We start from the raw sequence: 18466 nt of genomic DNA on the forward strand, positions 1-18466 counted from the left end.
CTAACATTATAGATTGAATTAAAATGATATATTTATAGCGCTTCAAATATCGCAGCAGCCCCCATTCCGGTTCCAATACACATGGTTACCATACCGTAGCGCCCTTTTGTTCTTCTCAATCCATGTAGTAATGTAGCTGTTCTTATGGTGCCCGTTGCTCCTAAAGGATGTCCCAAAGCAATAGCCCCACCTAGGGGGTTAACTTTCTCTCTGGGTAGGTCAAGGTCTTTAATAACCGCCAAAGCTTGGGCAGCAAAAGCTTCATTCAATTCAATCCAATCCAATTGATCTAAAGTAATTCCAGCGCGCTTTAGCGCCATAGGAATTGCCTTTACTGGTCCGATTCCCATGATTTCAGGCGGTACTCCCGCAACGGCATAGCTCATTAAACGGCCTAAAGGTTTTAAATCATACTGTTTTAAAGCCTTCTCACTGGCTAGTAATGCCACTCCTGCTCCGTCACTCGTCTGAGAACTATTTCCTGCAGTCACTGTCCCGTTTAAAGCAAATACTGGTTTTAATTTAGAAATCGCTTCGTAAGATGTGTCTGCTCTAGGGCCTTCGTCCTTATTTATCAATTTTTTCTTTATTTCGACCTTTGAAGTTTTCAGATCAGGGTATCTTATAGATATTTCGATAGGACTTATTTCAGCGTTGAAATCGAGTCTTTCCTGCGCAGCAATTGCTTTTTTATGGCTTTCTATGGCGAATTCATCCTGTTGTTCTCGAGTAATTTCCCAACGCTTGGCAACGTTTTCTGCTGTAATCCCCATGCCATAAGCTATAGCAACGTGCTCATCATTAAAAATGGATGGATTCGCCGTGTATTTATTTCCACCCATAGGTACCATGGACATGCTTTCGACACCGCCACCTAGTGCTAAATGAGCCTCCTGATTACGGATTGTATCTGCTGCAGTAACTATACTTTGTATGCCTGATGAGCAAAAACGATTAATAGTCATTGCTGGAACAGACTGTGGAAGATCAGCCAATAAAGAAGCGATTCTTGCTACATTCATACCTTGTTCCGCTTCTGGCATTGCACAACCTATTACTACGTCAGCGATCTCTTGCCAATCAATGTTTTGATGTCTATGTATTAAACATTTAATAGTATGAGCCAATAAATCATCAGGTAATGTGTTTTTAAAAACACCTCTTGGTGCTTTACCTACTGGTGTACGTAATACGTCAACTACATATACGTCAGTCATCCTAATTCTCCTTGCTTAGTTGCGCAGTGGTTTACCAGTCTCTAACAGATGACTGATTCTGGCTTGGGTTAATGATGTATTTGCTAGTTTTATGAATGCTTCTCTTTCCAACTTTAGCATCCATTGTTCATCAACCAAGGTTCCATGATTGACACCCCCACCACACAACACTTTCGCCAATTCATTCGCCAGAAAATAATCATGCTGTGATATAAATCCACCTTCCAACCAATTCACTAAACCGGATTGTAATCGGGCATGCCCCTCTATACCTGCCACTTTAAATCGTTGTTTTTTCATAGGAGGAAGATAATTAGCAGCTCGCATGGCTTTGATTTTTTCTAAAGAAGCATATAAAACCTCATCAGCATGCATTAGAATAGAATCAGCCGCGCGCAGATATCCCATATTTCTGGCTTCCACCGCACTTGCAGCTACTTTTGCAGTTGCTATTTGCTGAAAAACTGGCAATATAAAAGTTAATAAATCAGCTTGTTGGGCATGATGTGCTGAACGCATAGCGAGCTCTTTGCAACCACCACCAGCAGGTATAACTCCTACACCAGCCTCAACTAAACCGGGATAAGCTTCAAAAGCAGCAACAATAGAATCACAATGCATCATTAATTCACAACCACCTCCTAATGCTCGACCTCTTAAAGCAGCTACAGTTGGAATTGAACTATATTTTAAGCGCATTGCTACCCGTTGAAATTGCTCTACCATATGTTCAAGAGCTTGTATTGTTCCATCTGTTAATAATTTGGAGACGCCACGTAGATCAGCTCCTGAACTAAAATTGGATGCATCTTGTTGATAAATAATTAATCCCTGGTAATCCCTTTCTGCAATATCCAAAGCAGTCTCTATGCCATCGAGAACTGATTGACCAATTGTATTGGCTTTGCTTTTAAAACTAATCACAGCCACATCATCTTTTAAGTGCCATAAACAAACACCCTCATTTTCATAAATAACATGAACAGGATGATGTGACTCCTTTAATACCCTGTCATGGAAGAATTGTTTATGGTAAACAGGTAACTGACTTCTGGCGTGGTAATTATTTTTACCAGGCGAATAAGCGCCTTCTCGTGTGTAAAATTCCTTTATTTCATATAACCATTCAGGTAGTTTTGCGCTTGATAATGCCGTATTATCCTGTATAGATTCATCGATTTGTCGAGTCACACTGTGTAAATCAGAAAGCTGCCAGGTTTCAAATGGTCCTTGCGACCATCCAAATCCCCAGCGAATGGCCAGATCAACATCTCTTGCATTATCAGCAATTTCTTCCAAATGGTACGCACAGTAATGGAATAAATCTCTAAAGTAAGCCGCCAAAAATTGAGCTTGCTTATTATTTGATGTCATTAAATTCTTCATTCGAACTTCAGGATCTTTAATATCCATTATCGCTTTCAGTTCATCACTCACTTCTGCTCGAGAGGATCTATATTGACCGGTTTGAATATCATAAACTTCTATTACTTTACCTGCTTTTCGGTAAATTCCTTGGCCAGATTTTTGCCCTAAATGACCTTCCTTAATTAAACCATTCAACCAGTCTGGCAGAATAAACATTTTATGCCATGGATCAGCATTTAATTGAGACTGCATGGTATTAATAACGTGTTGCATAGTATCCAAACCAACCACATCCATGGTACGGAAAGTTGCAGATTTCGGTCTTCCTAATAATGGACCAGTCAAGGCATCCACTTCATCAATTCCCATATTCATGGCTAAAGTATGATGCAAGGTAGTTAAGAGTGAAAAGACTCCTATTCGATTTGCGATAAAATTGGGAGTGTCTTTCGCTCTTACAACTCCTTTGCCCAAATACTCGGTTAACCATGTTTCCAAATAATCGAGCAAATTAGATGATGTACTATTGGCAGGAATTAGTTCTGCCAAATGCATGTAACGCGGTGGATTAAAAAAATGGACTCCACAAAAATTGGATCTATGCTGCGCAGGTAATACCTCACATAGCTTATTGATACTTAGCCCTGATGTATTACTAACTAAAATTGTTTTATCAGATAAATAAGGCGAAATTCGCTTGTATAAGTCCTCTTTCCAATCTATACGTTCCGCTATCGCCTCTATGACTAAATCACAAGAAGATAACTCTTCCAAATTTTCCGCATAATTTTTTGCTTGTAATAACTCATTGGTTTGGGGAGTTGCAAGAGGAGTTGGTTTTAGTTTACCTAAATTGGCAATAGCTTTATCGACCAAGCTGTTTTTAGGTCCTTCTTTGCCAGCTAAATCAAACAGTAAAGTCTCTATTCCGGCATTAACGCAGTGTGCTGCAATTTGAGCACCCATGACGCCAGCCCCTAAAACCGCAACTTTTTTAATGAAAAAAGGCTCCTGCATTGTTATTATCCTCTTGTTAATAATCGATTGATGCCTCTATGAGTGAGATTTACTGGTAACAGGCACTTACCATTGGCTAAAAGGAGCAATAATCTGTTGATCTTGCTCCTTTCTACATCTTAACTTAAATTAAAACGAATACCCTGAGCCAAAGGCAATTCATCTCCCCAATTAATTGTATTGGTTTGTCTCCTCATATAAGCTTTCCAGCTATCTGAACCTGATTCACGTCCGCCACCAGTTTCTTTTTCGCCTCCGAAAGCACCTCCAATTTCAGCCCCTGAAGTGCCAATATTAATATTGGCAATACCACAATCACTTCCACAAGCGCTGAGAAAGAGCTCTGCATTTTTTAAGTTTTGGGTGAATAAGGCTGAAGAAAGCCCTTGAGGAACACCATTATGTAAAGCAATAGCCTCATCCAGTGTCCGATAGGACATAACATATAGAATAGGAGCAAAAGTCTCTTCCTGCACAATATCCCAATCGTTTTTTACATCACAAACTAAAGTAGGCTGCACAAAGGAGCCAGCTTGTTTTAATATTTCTCCACCATAAACAATTTGACCTCCTGCCGCTTTGATTCTATTTATTGCTTTTTTAAACTGTTCAACAGCTTGCTGGTCAATCAAAGGACCCATTAAATTTCGTGTATCGAGTGGGTCACCAATAGTTATCTGTTCATAAGCATGTCTTAGCCTTTTGATAACATCCTGGTATTTTGATTCATGAACAAACAGGCGTCTCGTAGTAGTACAACGTTGGCCAGCAGTACCCACAGCACCGAATACTATGGCAGGAATAGCCAAGTTCAAATCAGCAGACTCATCGAGGATGATGCCGTTATTACCTCCCAACTCCAGAATGCTTTTACCCAGTCTGGCAGCGACTTTTGCTGCTACTTGCTTTCCAACTGCAGTAGAGCCTGTAAAGGATATTAACTGTATTCGTTTATCATCAACCATGGCTTCAACCACATCGTGAGAATTGGGAATGATCAAGCCAAATATTTCAGGACAATTATTTTCTTTCAATACCTGATTGCAAATATGTTGTACTGCCACTGCACAGAGAGGTGTTTTTGCCGATGGCTTCCATATAGTAACGTTGCCACAAATAGCAGATAAAAATGCATTCCATGACCATACAGCAACAGGAAAGTTAAATGCTGAAATCACCCCAACTATTCCGTACGGATGCCATTGCTCATACATTCGGTGATTTGGGCGTTCTGAGTGCATGGAATTACCATACAACATACGCGATTGCCCTACAGCAAAATCAGCGATATCAATCATTTCCTGAACTTCGCCATCACCTTCCTGTTTGGATTTACCCATTTCCAGCGATACCAGACTTCCCAAGCTATCTTTATTTTCTCTTAGTGCTTGCCCTATTTGCCTGATGATTTCACCACGCTTTGGAGCTGGCACTTTTCGCCAGGCTTGCGCTGCTTGCTCCGCTCGCTGCATAACCTGCTCATAATCATCCATAGTGCAAGTTGCTATTTCAGCAAGCTTATTCCCAGTACTGGGATTGAAGGATTCCAGAGTATGGACATGGTTGTCACTATGCCAACCATGTCCACTAAAAGCTCCGGGGTTTACTGATTTAATATTTAGACGTTGCAATAAATCCATAAGATTCTCCTAGGCATAATATTTGCCGAAGCGATTTTCCAACACGTGGGACAATTTAAACTTTTCTTGCAAAATAAGCCCTTTATATTCATTTCCCTGTCCCAATACCAAATCAACAACAGCACATACGCCCGAAGCTGTACTGACCTGAATAGCTGACCACTCTAAACCTCGAATTACTTCTGGGTAAATTTTCTTGACATAACTTTTTTCAGTTAGTTCGCCCTGCTTAATACCCTCAACAGTAACATAAACTATCACGATATCCTGGTATGTTTTTGGAATTGCATTTTCCAGTATTCTTTTTAACGTCCCTCGATCTTCATTTAATCGTAAGTCATTCATTAAAAAGCGCATTTTTTTACAATGGCCTGGATAACGCATGGTTTTGTAATTCATCGATTGTATTTTTCCAGCATAAAGTTCAGCCAAACTTCCCAAACCACCGGACGTGTTGAACGCTTCATATTCACAACCATCAATCTGAATTGACTCCAATCCTTCCAGTGGAGCCATAACCACATCTTTACCACCTTCAATACCATAACAAGGATTACCATATTCATTAATAACCCCATCAGTAGACCAGGTTAATGAATAATGAAGCGCATTATTAGCACGCTGTGGCAATGCCCCAACTCTTAGTCTGGCATGATGACATTTCTCAAATTCCTGCATCAAACTATTGGCCGCAATACTGATAAAGCCAGGAGCTAATCCACATTGAGGAACAAAAGCTGTCTCGGCATTTTGAGCAATAGCTTTTACTGCCTCCGTTACAGAGGTATCTTCCGTTAAATCAAAATAATGGGCTTTGGCAGCTTTGGCGGCCTTGGCAACATGAGTATTTAAAAAATAGGGAAGACTCGAAATCACTGCGATAATATTGTGCTTTTGCAAATAGGCTTGAGTGGATTGTTCATCTTTAACATCCAATGCAACCGTTTTAATCTCAGGCAGCGCAGTTAATAATCTTGTCACATCAGAGCCATTAAATTCCAGATCGGCCAAATGAACCTGATAAGACCCACTATCGGCGAGTAGACAAGCAATTAGACTGCCTATTTTCCCAGCACCAGTAATCATTACGTTGTACATACAATCCTTCTCCTTTGTAAAACTTGATAATCCTACACAAATTATCAGAGATTAGATAGATCCAAAACATGATCAATACAGCAATTCTTGATATCACTTGACCAATTAGTCTTACTCATTTATCTTGACCACTTTAATCAGTCTAGTTGTGACATGAAGCAGGCCGCTTTGATACATTCGACAATAATAAACACACCAACACTAAACCAATATTCGAAGTTCGTTGTTGTATTTTTAGCAGGTTTATTAGCCCCTTTGGGATTTGCACCTTTCCATCTGCCAGGATTAACTATTTTGAGTCTGGCCATTTTATTTTCTGAATTTCTTCAATGCACGGTTAAGCAGGGATTTACTCTTGGTTTCCTATACGGGTTAGGATACTTTGGCTTTGGAGTATCATGGGTGATTATCAGCATCCACGACTATGGACAACTTGATTACTTTCTTGCTGGCGTTATCACCTTATTGTTTATCATGTATCTTTCTCTGTTTCCTGGAATAGTCGGTTATTCCTTTAAACTCCTTTCACCCAAGTGTAATTTATTAACATGCATGCTTTTGTTTAGCACTCTTTGGTGTATAGGTGAGCTCATCCGTTCCAAGCTTTTTACTGGATTCCCCTGGCTATTAACAGGTATTACCCAAATCGATACACCATTGAGATATATTGCACCAGTAGTTGGTGTTTATGGGCTTGGATTAATATGCTCTTTTTTGGGTACCCTACTGGTTCTGATAATTAAAGACAATACGATTAAACGATATTACTACCTTAGCGTTTTTATCTTGATTCTTATTGCACCATCCCTGGGGAAAAATATCCATTGGACAGAAATCAAGAAAGAACCTATTTCTGTTGGTGCAATCCAGCCTAATCTCTCAATGAGAGACAAGTGGGACGAAACTCTCTTTTGGAATTTATTAAAATACTATGAAAACAAAACAGATCAACTGTTAGGAAAAAATTTAATTGTTTTACCTGAATCAGCGATACCCCTGCCAGCAAGTTATGTTGAAGATTACCTACAGAAACTGCATGAAAAAGCATTAAAAGCAAAAAGCAGTTTAATTTTGGGAATCTTGCAACCTACAGATAATGATGAAACCAATTTTTACAATTCCATCATTAGCTTGGGAGAAGCTACTGGAGCCTATGTGAAACGCCAATTGGTACCATTTGGAGAATATATACCAAAACCCTTTATCCCCATCAATCGTTGGTTAAATCTTCCAGAACCTAATGTTGTTCCCGGCAGATCGAATCAGCCATTAATTAACATCGCTAATCATCCCATTGCCAGCCTAATTTGCTATGAAATTGCTTACCCAAATATCTTGAGATCACAAATGCCTGCAGCTCAATGGATAGTCTCTATCAGTGATAATGGCTGGTTTGGCCATTCCCTGGCAAGCTACCAGCAATTACAAATGGCTCAAATGCTTTCTTTGCTGACAGGACGATACCAAATCCTGGTGAATAATGATGGACTCTCCTCAGTAATTAACCACCAAGGAACTATTGTCGAAGGTCTACCAGCTTTTAATTCAGGTATGCTCCAAACAGATATTTTTCCTGCAAATGGCATCACTCCCTGGATAATTTGGAGTGACTATCCTGCCTTTGTTTTTTGTTTTATATTTGTTCTTTTTGTTTTATTTTTTAATATTAAACGATTTACAGAAAAATAATCTATTGCTGGCAAAGGCAAGAGGGGTTATCCTTAGCAGTTCCGTGTTATTAAATTTATTGGCCTATGGATAATACCTATAACCCCCAAGAAGTTGAAGAACAAGCACAACAATATTGGCATAAGAAGCAATCATTTAATGTTACTGAAGATTTAAACAAAGAAAAGTTTTATTGCTTATCCATGTTTCCCTATCCCAGTGGCACATTGCATATGGGGCATGTGAGAAACTATACTCTCGGTGATGTCATAGCCCGATATCAGCGGGCATTGGGAAAAAATGTCCTGCAACCTATAGGATGGGATGCTTTTGGCCTACCTGCTGAAAATGCAGCCATCAAGAATAAAATTCCTCCTGCAGAATGGACCAGGAAAAATATTGCTGCCATGAAAGAGCAGTTTTTACGCTTGGGAAATGCTTATGACTGGAAAAGAGAAATTACTACCTGTGATCCTGAATATTATCGCTGGGAGCAATGGTTTTTTATTCGTTTATTTGAAAAGGGCTTAGTTTACAAGAAAAACGCTGTTGTTAATTGGGATCCTGTTGATCAAACAGTATTAGCTAATGAACAGGTAGTTGACGGTCGTGGCTGGCGTTCGGGTGCTTTGGTTGAGCGCAAGGAAATTTCTCAGTGGTTTATTAAAATTACCTCTTATGCTGATGAGCTTTTAAGTTCTTTAGATAGCCTGGATGAATGGCCTGCACAAGTAAAACAAATGCAGCGCAATTGGATTGGTAAATCCATAGGCACAGAAATTTACTTCAATGTAAATAATTATTCCAAACGATTGAAAATTTACACTACTCGCCCAGATACATTGATGGGTGCAACCTATCTTGCTGTGGCAACAGATCATCCATTAGCAAAAGAAGCGGCTTCCAAGAATAAAAAGGTTCAAGAATTCCTCGATAGTTGTCAAGGAATTAAGATAGCTGAAGCAGAACTGGCAACTATGGAAAAACGAGGGATTGACACTGGAATGACTGCAATCCACCCTATAACGGGTAAGGAGCTACCCATATGGGTTGCTAATTTTGTTTTAATGCAATATGGTTCTGGTGCAGTCATGGCGGTTCCTGCACATGATCAGCGCGATTGGGAGTTTGCGCAAAAATACCAATTACCTATCAAACAGGTAATCAAGCCTATAGACAATGAGCATGACTTTAATCAATCAGCTTATACTGAAGAAGGAATTCTGATTAACTCAAATCAGTTTGATAATCTACTCTCTAGTAAAGCCATTCAAGTCATCACAAACTTTCTGGAAGAAAATGACGCTGGCAAAGCTACCATTAATTATCGTTTAAGAGATTGGGGCGTTTCCAGACAAAGATACTGGGGAACCCCTATCCCCATGATCATCTGTGAACAATGCGGTATTGTTCCAGTCCCTGATGAAGAATTACCTGTTGTTCTGCCAGAGAATGTTGATTTTACCGGTACCGGCTCTCCACTTACACAATGCAAAGAGTTTGTTAATGTAACATGCCCAAAATGCGGTCAAGATGCAACTCGAGAAACAGATACATTTGATACCTTTGTCGAATCTTCATGGTACTATGCTCGCTTTGCTTGCAAAGGTCAGGAAAATGCCATGCTTGATGACCGAGCTAAATATTGGACACCAGTAGACCAATACATCGGTGGAATTGAACATGCAGTGATGCACCTGCTATATGCTCGATTTTTTCATAAATTGATGCGCGATGAAGGATTAGTTAATTCGGATGAACCCTTTAAGGCTTTATTAACTCAAGGTATGGTTTTAAAAGACGGGCATAAAATGTCAAAATCATTAGGTAATGTGGTTGATCCAAACCATCTTATCAATACCTACGGAGCTGATACCGCTCGCTTATTCGTCATGTTTGCATCCCCTCCCGAGCAATCACTGGAATGGTCTGATTCTGGAGTCGAAGGAGCACACCGCTTTTTGAAACGAGTTTGGGCGTTTTCACATCAGCATAGAGACATGCTCATTGACATTAACGATAGTATTTTGAGTGGAAATGGTCATGTCGACTGGAAGGAAGCGGAGTCTCGATTAAAAAAATCCCGTCATATTGTGCATCAAATACTTGCTCAGGCAACCCATGACTATGACCGAAATCAATTTAACACGGTTGTTTCTGGTTGTATGAAATTATTTAATGAAATATCTGATTACTCCATTGAAACTGAAAATGATAAATTTTTTATACACTCAAGCATCAGTATATTGCTGAGATTACTCGCGCCAATTACCCCGCATATTTGTCATTGCCTTTGGCAGCAATTAGGTTTTGATAAAGCAATAATTGATGCGCCGTGGCCAAAGGTGGATAAAAGCGCTCTAAAAACTGATGAAGTAGATTATGTTGTACAGGTTAATGGAAAGCTCAGAGCTCAATTTACTGCAAGCACCGATGCGACTGAAGAGGAATTAATTGCTGCAGCTAAGGAGCATGCCCACAACTTTGTGGTAAACCACACCATTAAAAAAGCAATTATTGTCCCACATAGGCAACTAATCAACTTGGTCATTGGATAAACATGTGTGATTCGTCCCAGCAATCTCTAAATATTTTACACAATTTCTCAAGTTATGGGTGGTATTACCTGTAAGTGCAAATAAGAGAGGGAAAAGAAGAATGACTCAGATCCACAAGTACTTAGCATCTCTTATACTGATTTGGCTGCTAACTGGTTGTGGTTTTCATTTGCGTGGAGCAATTGATATCCCTGAGTGGCTTGATAATGTTTCTATTATTTCCAGGGATGGAAATAAAGAACTGGTTTCTATACTCAAATCCCAGCTGGAAGGCTATAAAATTGATGTCAATTCTGACCCATCTCTCGCGAAATACTGGTTAATTATTAACAGTTCCAGTTTACAGCAGCAAATTGTTAGTATTGGTGCAAGCACCAATCCAAGACAATATCAATTAATCTTAACCATTGAATTTATGTTGCAGACTCCCAAAGGGCAAATTATTAAAACCCCCAGAAAAGTTAATGTGAGCCGTCAACTCACCGTGAATAATGACAGGATACTAGGGTCAAATGAAGAACAAGCTCTTTTAGTCAGCGAAATGAGGCGTGATGCCGCTATTCAAATCATTAATCGTTTAAACCGACCATGATATGCAAATAAATCAACAAGCTCTTACTCAGCTTTTACAAAAAAAAATACATCATCTTAATGTACTAATTGGACAAGATCATTATCTTATTGACGAAGCACTCAATAACATAAAATCAATGCTTAAAAAATCATCTGAATGTGATGAGAAAATCCTCTCTATTCAGTCCCCTGAAGAATGGCATGTCGTTCTGGAAGAAACAAATAATTACTCTCTTTTTTATCAAACAGTTATTTTAACCATTTTCTTTGATAAAAAAACGATAGATACAATGGGAAAAAAAATTCTTAGTGAATATCTCAAATCAACCAACTCTCATAGTTATATTATTATCAGAGCCCCTAACCTTACCGCCAAGCAACTTCAATGGTTAACACATGATGAACAAGCGCTGATTATCATTGCACAACCATTAAGCTCAGAAGCAATGAAGAGATGGATTAATGAGCAATTAAAATTAAATACTATCTCTTTTGATCCATATGTTCCTGAATTAATTTATCAATATACTAAAGGAAATATGCTAGCTACCGCTCAGGTAATTGAAAAAATTACTTTGAGCAATACACCCGGCACTCTCATTACTCCTTACCTGGCCTTGGATCATTTATCGGATCAATGTGATTTTTCCCTTTTTGAACTGATTGATTCATGCCTACTTGGTCATAGCGACAGAGCAATTCATATTTTAAGACAAGCTGCCAATAATAAAACAGAAGTCACATTGGTATTATGGATACTTACCCAAGAAATAAGAACGCTATTACAATTATTATTTCTAATGCAACAAAAGATGGATATCAAAATGGCATCTAATCAATTAAAAATTTGGACTCAAAGAGTTAATCTTTATCAATCCGCTATTAAAAGATTAAACACTTTACTTTTACAACAACTTCATCATTATTGCCAATCTATTGATGATAAAATCAAATCCAACTCAAACAATCAAGCATGGAATGCTCTAGAGAACATTTCTCTTTCCTTATGTTTAGGGCAATTACTAGGTGATGCATGCATAGCATAGCAATATTTGGTGGAACATTTGACCCAGTGCATAATGGTCATATCAAGACCAGCTTGGCAATTCAAGCTAACTTTGGCTTTGATTCCTATTATTTTTTACCTTGTAAAAGCCCCGCAATCAAACCTCCGTCCTTTGCCAGCAGTGAGCAAAGAGTAGAAATGCTAAAGTTAGCACTCAAACCTTACCCTGATTTTAAAATAGATACCCGAGAACTGGATCGAGATACTCCTTCTTATATGGTATACACTTTGCAAAATTTCAGACAGGAATATACCGACTCATCATTAACTCTAATTATTGGATACGATGGATTATTAAATCTACCACAATGGTACCAATGGGAAAAAATAATATCCTTAGCCAATTTACTTGTTATCAATAGAGAAGAGTTTTTCCAGCAGCCTGTGCCAAAATCAGTGCAAACTCTACTTAACCAATATAGAAATGATGATAAAAATATTCTACTAAATCATCATGCTGGTAGTATTTGCTTATACAATGCTGGACACTATGATATATCCTCAACAAAAATTAGAGAACAATTAAAACAACATAAAGATGTAAAGAGTAATTTGCCTGATTTGGTATACGATTACATTAAGAAGCAGGAACTGTATCAATAATATTTTCTGTTTTATCAACAGTCTTGACCTGCTTTATAAATTCAGGCAAATGGCTATATAGCAAAGCTACAACAGGATCAAATCGTGCATAAAGTTTAGACTTTTGTGAATATTCCTGATAAGGCAAAGAGGTCATTTTAACAGCAACCATAATCAGGGCAACAATAAAAACGCCACGTAAAAAGCCAAAACCCATTCCTAAAGTTCGATCAGTTCCGCTTAAACCAGCTCGTTTTAAGATAAAGCTGAGTATTGCATTTACTACCCCCCCAACAAAAAGGGTGGCAAAAAGAATAATAATAAATCCAATAGCCGTTCGTACTGACTGTTCCTCGATATAAGAACTTAACCAGGGATCCAGGCTTTGTGAATAATTAAAACCTAGCCAAATAGCTAATATCCACACACATAACGCAACAAGTTCCTTTACAAAACCACGAAACAATCCGGTCAATACGGACAAAGCGATAATTGCAACAATTGCTATATCAACCCATTGTAGTTGCATAACTAACTAACTCCAGTATTCACAACAAAACCATTTAATTGCATGGCACTAGCTAATTGAGTTTTTAATTTTATTATATCCTTTTTAACGGGCGAATGGCCAACAACTACTTTATAAACTATTCCATTCCTGCTATTAGACTTAAGATAATTAGCCTTGTAGCCTTTGCTGCGTAATCGATTAACTAAAGCTTGAGCATTAGCTATTTGTGTGAATGAAGCCAACTGAACAGCATAAATATCTTGTTTAACTGCTGGTTTTCTCGCAGCAACAATTTGGCCGGCCTTTTTGTTAGTACTAACCTTTGCCGTAACAACTGGAGATGTTTTCACCGGTGGTTTTGCTGCAGCCAGGGTCATTACTTTCTTTGCTGTCGCATTCGCTGCTTTATTTACTGCCAATTTAATTGGCTCTGATTTAATTGAGTTCTCTCTTTCCGCTTCAAGTGTGTCGACTTTAGACGTTCTGATGAGATTGTCTTCTTCTGTGCTGATGGGTTCTGCTTTTGCCAGGTTAATTGATTTTTTTTCAACTGGTATTGGGGGTATTTCTGTCTTAGCCACTTTTATAGTTTTAAATACCTCTTTTTCATCAGTAATCACTACGTCAGGAGGTAATGGTTTTGGTGGTAATTTCACATTGACACTAAAGTTACTTTCAGGGCTTTGGCTGGATTTTTTTATTAGTGCAGGAGCAAAAATTGCTCCCAATGAAATAATAACGGCCAAACCTATCAAGCGATGTTTAACTTTCTCATCCATTATCAGTTTCATTGATTCTCCTTCTGCTCCAAAAGATTATGTTGGGCAGCCATTACATGACTAACCGTAAAAAATGAACCATAAACAATAATTAAATCGTCATCTGATGATTGCTTTAATGCCATTTCAAAAGCTGTAAATGGGTCATTATAACAAACATCTTGAAAAATTTCTGCTTCCCTGAATACAGAAAGCAATTCCTCTTGACTCGCAGCACGTTTATTATGTAATTGTGCAGGATACCATCGATTAACACAATCCCTTAAAGGCATAATCAATCCATAAAGATCTTTATCCTTTAAAGCGGAGAAAACAGCATGAATTTGCCCTTTTACATTGATTTTTTTTACTGTATCAGCAAGTAATCGAACTGACTGCGGATTATGAGATACATCGTACAAAATATCAGTCTTTCCTTTTTGTAATTGCAACCGCCCCGGGATATAAATGAGCTCCATCGCTTTCTTTAGATTCTTATAGGATACAGGCAAATCATTTTGCATCAAATGACAAGCCATTACAGCTGCTGCCGCAGAACGAAGTTGAATTTTTGGCCTAGTCAATTGCTCAAATGGCTTACCTTGACAAGTAACCCCCCAATGGTCAGCTTCCTCCTGATAATAATAGTCTTTACCGTATAAATAAGATGATGCTCCAAGTTGTACCGCAACCTCAACGACACTTTTTGGTGGTGAGAGATCAGCGTAGATAAAAGGTTTATTTTTTCGTAGTATTCCGGCTTTCTCATACCCTATCAACTCAAGTGTGTCACCAAGAAAATTCTGATGATCAAAGTCGATAGTAGTAATGATCGCTAAATCAGTATCAACAATGTTTGTAGCATCCAATCGTCCTCCCATGCCTACTTCAAGAATTATCAGATCCAGATCATGCTGTTTGAAATACCATAAGGCAGCAAGTGTTGCCATTTCAAAATAGGTTAAATTGGTAGGGTAACGTGCTTCTTCAATCACAGAAAAAGCCTTACATAAATCTTTATCTTGAATCGGTATTAAATTAATTCGAATACGTTCATTAAAAACAAGAAGATGGGGCGACGTATAGGTACCAACTCTAAAACCTGACTGGTGATAGATGGTTTCAAGTGCTGTGACTGTAGAACCTTTGCCGTTTGTTCCTGCAACTGTTATTACATTGCAATTTGGTCGCTGCAAATTTAATTTCTGCGCTACAGTCAAAATTCTGGTCAAACCAAGCTGTATTTCCTGGGTATTTCTGGTTTCCAAATGAGTCAACCAGTGATTTAAATCCCATTCACTCCATGGCGTGTGCAAAAAAACTCTCCGCTCCTTTATGAGTCAATTTGGAAACCAATTCGGATATAGTTGCTCGAAGATGTTTTCGTTCAACTATCATATCAATATGCCCATGTTCCAGTAAAAACTCACTTCGTTGAAAGCCTTCTGGCAAAGTTTGTCTAACCGTTTGCTCAATCACTCTTGGCCCAGCAAAACCAATTAAAGCATTGGGTTCAGCAATGATTATATCACCAAGACTGCCAAAACTAGCTGATACTCCACCCATCGTTGGATCGGTTAACACAACAATAAAAGGCAACCCAGTTTCAGCAAATTTTGCTAACGCTGCTGATGTTTTAGCCATTTGCATTAAAGAAAATAATCCCTCTTGCATACGAGCACCACCGCTAGCAGTAAAACAAATGTATGGTCGCTTTTCTGTTGCAGCAACATTCACTGCCCTTACAAATTTTTCTCCAACCGTCGCTCCCATGGAGCCGCCCATAAAATTAAACTCAAAGGCACTGACAACCACCGGTTGTTGCATTAAAAACCCTTTAACAACAATTAATGCCTCTTTCTCCCCTGTCGCTTTTTGTGCTTGAGAAATTCTATCCTTGTATTTTTTGGAGTCCCTGAATTTTAATCTGTCCTGCGGCTCCAGCCCAGCGGCCACTTCTTCTTGCCCCGACTCATCTAGAAATTGAGCAATTCTCAAGCGCGCACAAATGCGATGATGAAAATTACAAGATGGGCAAACCATAAAATTTTTTGCCAGTTCGGTACTGTAAAGCACCTCATTACAACCAGAACATTTAACCCATAAACCTTCCGGAACCCCCTTCTTTTGGGAGGTTTCTGTCCTTATTTTTGATGGTAACAGTTTTTTAAGCCAGCTCATAAATTAGAACCCAGATATTATCAAATCAGATTATTATACACAGAAAAAAATAATCTGACATGCCTATATTGGACTTGAATTTCACATAAAGTAATAAGATATTTTACCAAATCGACTTGATAACCAGAACCAAATTACCCTGAAAACCCCAATTACTCTTTAAAAATATTCAAGTCCATCTGAGGAATTTCAGACTCGTTGATTATATTACAATCGATCTTTCTATTTATTTAACACCATAATTTTATTCAATAATTTTTTACGACTTTTCAAAAAAACGCTTTCGGAACTAAAGTTTTTTCCACTATTTCCGATAACTAAATCGGGTACAGTAAATTCACAACAATAAATCGAATTTACTGAATTACAAATGTCCCATACCAGGGATTCAGGTCTGAGGAGACTAAAACTATGGCTCAAGTAATCAACACTAATGTGGCTTCGCTTACAGCCCAACGCAATTTGGGTGTTTCGGGCAACATGATGCAGACATCAATCCAGCGTTTATCATCAGGATTAAGAATTAACAGTGCCAAAGATGATGCGGCAGGACTCGCCATTTCTCAACGAATGACTGCACAAATTCGCGGGATGAATCAGGCCGTTAGAAATGCTAACGATGGTATTTCTCTGGCCCAGGTTGCTGAAGGAGCGATGCAGGAAACAACCAATATTTTGCAGCGTATGCGTGAGCTTTCCGTTCAAGCTGCTAACTCAACGAATAACTCATCTGACCGGGCTTCAATTCAAAGCGAAATTTCACAATTAAAAAGTGAATTGGAGCGTATTGCTCAAAATACTGAATTCAATGGTCAAAGAATTCTCGATGGCTCTTTCTCTGGCGCAAGCTTCCAGGTTGGGGCGAACTCAAACCAAACCATCAATTTCAGTATCGGCAGCATAAAGGCTTCTTCTATTGGTGGTATTGCCACGGCAACAGGAACAGAAGTAGCTGGTGCAGCAGCGACAGATATCACTATCGCAATTGGAGGAGGAGCAGCAACCAGTATTAACTCTTCTGCCAATTTTACCGGGGCACTAAACGGACAAGATGCTTCATCTGCCTATGCCAAAGCAGCGGCTATCAACGATGCCGGGATAGGAGGACTATCGGTGACAGCATCTACTAGCGGCACACAAGCAGTTGGCGCAATAGGTGGAACCGCAGGTGATACCTACAACTTAACGATTAATGGTGTTGCAATATATACTAACCTTAACGTAGCAACAGCATTAACTAACTCCGATCTTCGGGATGCCATCAATGGTGTCAGCAACCAAACTGGAGTTGTCGCGTCCCTTAACGGTGGGAATATGACACTCACTGCTGCTGATGGCAGAAATATTACGGTAACAGAAAGCGGTACAGGTTTTACGGCAGGTACTGACGGCTTGACCGTGACTGGAGGCGCATTTGATGGCGCCCTACGCGGTACTTTATCAATCAGCGCCGTTGATACTATCGCGATTGGTGGTACTGTTGCTAACATTGGTTTAAGTGCCAATATCTCTAAAGACACAGTAGGGATAGACTCACTGGATGTGAGCACAGCGTCTGGAGCCCAAACAGCGATTAACAGAATTGATGCAGCACTCAATAGCGTAAACTCTAATCGGGCTAATATGGGTGCTCTGCAAAATCGCTTTGAATCAACGATAGCCAACCTGCAAAACGTATCAGACAATTTATCAGCTGCTAGAAGTCGTATTCAAGATGCAGATTATGCTGCTGAAATGGCTAGTTTGACCAAAAACCAAATTCTGCAGCAAGCAGGTACAGCGATGTTGGCACAAGCAAATAGCCTACCGCAATCTGTATTATCGTTGTTAGGTCGATAGGATGTCTCAATCGAAGTGCAGCAACAACTGCACTTCGATTTCTTTATACCTCGGTTAATGGGTATAAAAAGGAGTAAGAAAAATGAGTATTGAACCTGTACCCTCAAATAGGGCAGCCCAAACAGATCAAATAAAAATAGTTGAGGAAGTCTCTAAGCCAGAAATTAAAAATATGGTTTATGATTCCGCGTTGGATGCCGAAACTAAACAGGCGCTGGATAAAGCAACAGGTTTGCTTCAAACTATAATAACAGAGAAAATATCTGATAAAGTATTACGTAAAATGCCTTCTGATGAGTATTTGCAATTACTAAGCTTGCTTGATGATATTATTAGTGGTTCTATAGACAAGCACGTTTAATAATTTGAAATATTTATTAAACATTTGAC

Annotated in this window: 16 protein-coding genes; 7 read left to right on the plus strand and 9 right to left on the minus strand. The window is 38.9% G+C overall.

Annotation, left to right across the window (positions count from 1 at the left end):
- Nucleotides 1-32 precede the first annotated feature (32 nt).
- From OQI99_RS05815 to OQI99_RS05835, 5 genes are all read right to left on the minus strand, one after another.
- On the minus strand, nucleotides 33-1217 hold the full coding sequence (locus OQI99_RS05815; protein WP_027268131.1) for an acetyl-CoA C-acyltransferase: 1185 nt from the start codon (nucleotides 1215-1217) through the stop codon (nucleotides 33-35).
- Nucleotides 1218-1232: 15 nt separating this feature from the next.
- The gene (locus OQI99_RS05820; protein WP_265731485.1) at nucleotides 1233-3602 is read right to left on the minus strand and encodes a 3-hydroxyacyl-CoA dehydrogenase/enoyl-CoA hydratase family protein; all 2370 of its coding nucleotides are present in this window, start codon (nucleotides 3600-3602) and stop codon (nucleotides 1233-1235) included.
- Between the two features lie 119 nt (nucleotides 3603-3721).
- Nucleotides 3722-5242: an aldehyde dehydrogenase family protein gene (locus OQI99_RS05825; RefSeq protein WP_265731486.1), complete on the minus strand. Its 1521-nt coding sequence runs from the start codon at nucleotides 5240-5242 to the stop codon at nucleotides 3722-3724.
- A gap of 9 nt (nucleotides 5243-5251) precedes the next feature.
- Complete coding sequence (locus OQI99_RS05830) at nucleotides 5252-6340, minus strand: saccharopine dehydrogenase family protein (protein ID WP_011213649.1); 1089 nt, start codon at nucleotides 6338-6340, stop codon at nucleotides 5252-5254.
- Nucleotides 6341-6477: 137 nt separating this feature from the next.
- Complete coding sequence (locus OQI99_RS05835) at nucleotides 6478-6648, minus strand: hypothetical protein (protein ID WP_265731487.1); 171 nt, start codon at nucleotides 6646-6648, stop codon at nucleotides 6478-6480.
- On the opposite strand from OQI99_RS05835, the gene lnt reads away from it, so the two are divergent.
- The 5 genes from lnt to nadD all read left to right on the plus strand — a co-directional run bounded on the left by lnt (nucleotide 6635) and on the right by nadD (nucleotide 12808).
- The gene (gene lnt / locus OQI99_RS05840; protein ID WP_265731488.1) at nucleotides 6635-8029 is read left to right on the plus strand and encodes an apolipoprotein N-acyltransferase; all 1395 of its coding nucleotides are present in this window, start codon (nucleotides 6635-6637) and stop codon (nucleotides 8027-8029) included. The genes OQI99_RS05835 and lnt overlap by 14 nt on opposite strands.
- Before the next feature lie 65 nt (nucleotides 8030-8094).
- Nucleotides 8095-10566 carry a leucine--tRNA ligase gene (gene leuS, locus OQI99_RS05845; protein WP_061513489.1) on the plus strand — a complete coding sequence of 824 codons (2472 nt, stop codon included), beginning with the start codon at nucleotides 8095-8097 and terminating at the stop codon, nucleotides 10564-10566.
- 100 nt (nucleotides 10567-10666) lie between these two features.
- Nucleotides 10667-11158: an LPS assembly lipoprotein LptE gene (lptE, locus tag OQI99_RS05850; protein WP_010947077.1), complete on the plus strand. Its 492-nt coding sequence runs from the start codon at nucleotides 10667-10669 to the stop codon at nucleotides 11156-11158.
- Between the two features lies 1 nt (nucleotide 11159).
- Nucleotides 11160-12185 (plus strand): DNA polymerase III subunit delta, encoded by a 1026-nt coding sequence (holA, locus tag OQI99_RS05855; RefSeq protein ID WP_061513488.1) that lies wholly within the window; start codon nucleotides 11160-11162, stop codon nucleotides 12183-12185.
- Nucleotides 12173-12808, plus strand: coding sequence for a nicotinate-nucleotide adenylyltransferase (gene nadD, locus OQI99_RS05860; RefSeq protein ID WP_061513487.1), 636 nt, complete (start codon nucleotides 12173-12175; stop codon nucleotides 12806-12808). The genes holA and nadD overlap by 13 nt, the downstream gene beginning before the upstream one ends.
- Here the strand turns inward: nadD and OQI99_RS05865 are convergent.
- From OQI99_RS05865 to accD, 4 genes are read right to left on the minus strand one after another with little or no spacing between them, the layout of a single operon-like run.
- Nucleotides 12783-13316, minus strand: coding sequence for a CvpA family protein (locus OQI99_RS05865; protein ID WP_011213644.1), 534 nt, complete (start codon nucleotides 13314-13316; stop codon nucleotides 12783-12785). The genes nadD and OQI99_RS05865 overlap by 26 nt on opposite strands.
- A gap of 2 nt (nucleotides 13317-13318) precedes the next feature.
- A complete protein-coding gene (locus OQI99_RS05870; protein WP_061513486.1) occupies nucleotides 13319-14089 on the minus strand; it encodes an SPOR domain-containing protein in 771 nt (256 codons plus the stop codon).
- A complete protein-coding gene (folC, locus tag OQI99_RS05875; RefSeq protein WP_265731489.1) occupies nucleotides 14086-15372 on the minus strand; it encodes a bifunctional tetrahydrofolate synthase/dihydrofolate synthase in 1287 nt (428 codons plus the stop codon). Before folC ends, OQI99_RS05870 begins: the two co-directional genes overlap by 4 nt.
- The gene (gene accD, locus OQI99_RS05880; protein ID WP_061513484.1) at nucleotides 15353-16237 is read right to left on the minus strand and encodes an acetyl-CoA carboxylase, carboxyltransferase subunit beta; all 885 of its coding nucleotides are present in this window, start codon (nucleotides 16235-16237) and stop codon (nucleotides 15353-15355) included. Before accD ends, folC begins: the two co-directional genes overlap by 20 nt.
- A 411-nt stretch (nucleotides 16238-16648) precedes the next feature.
- Here accD and OQI99_RS05885 point away from each other — a divergent pair, with 411 nt between their 5' ends.
- Complete coding sequence (locus tag OQI99_RS05885; RefSeq protein ID WP_265731490.1) at nucleotides 16649-18076, plus strand: flagellin; 1428 nt, start codon at nucleotides 16649-16651, stop codon at nucleotides 18074-18076.
- An 82-nt stretch (nucleotides 18077-18158) separates the two neighbouring features.
- Nucleotides 18159-18437 (plus strand): hypothetical protein, encoded by a 279-nt coding sequence (locus OQI99_RS05890; protein WP_061513482.1) that lies wholly within the window; start codon nucleotides 18159-18161, stop codon nucleotides 18435-18437.
- The last annotated feature ends 29 nt before the right edge of the window (nucleotides 18438-18466 follow it).

This window comes from Legionella sp. PATHC039, assembly GCF_026191275.1.
Classification (GTDB): Bacteria; Pseudomonadota; Gammaproteobacteria; order Legionellales; family Legionellaceae; genus Legionella; species Legionella pneumophila.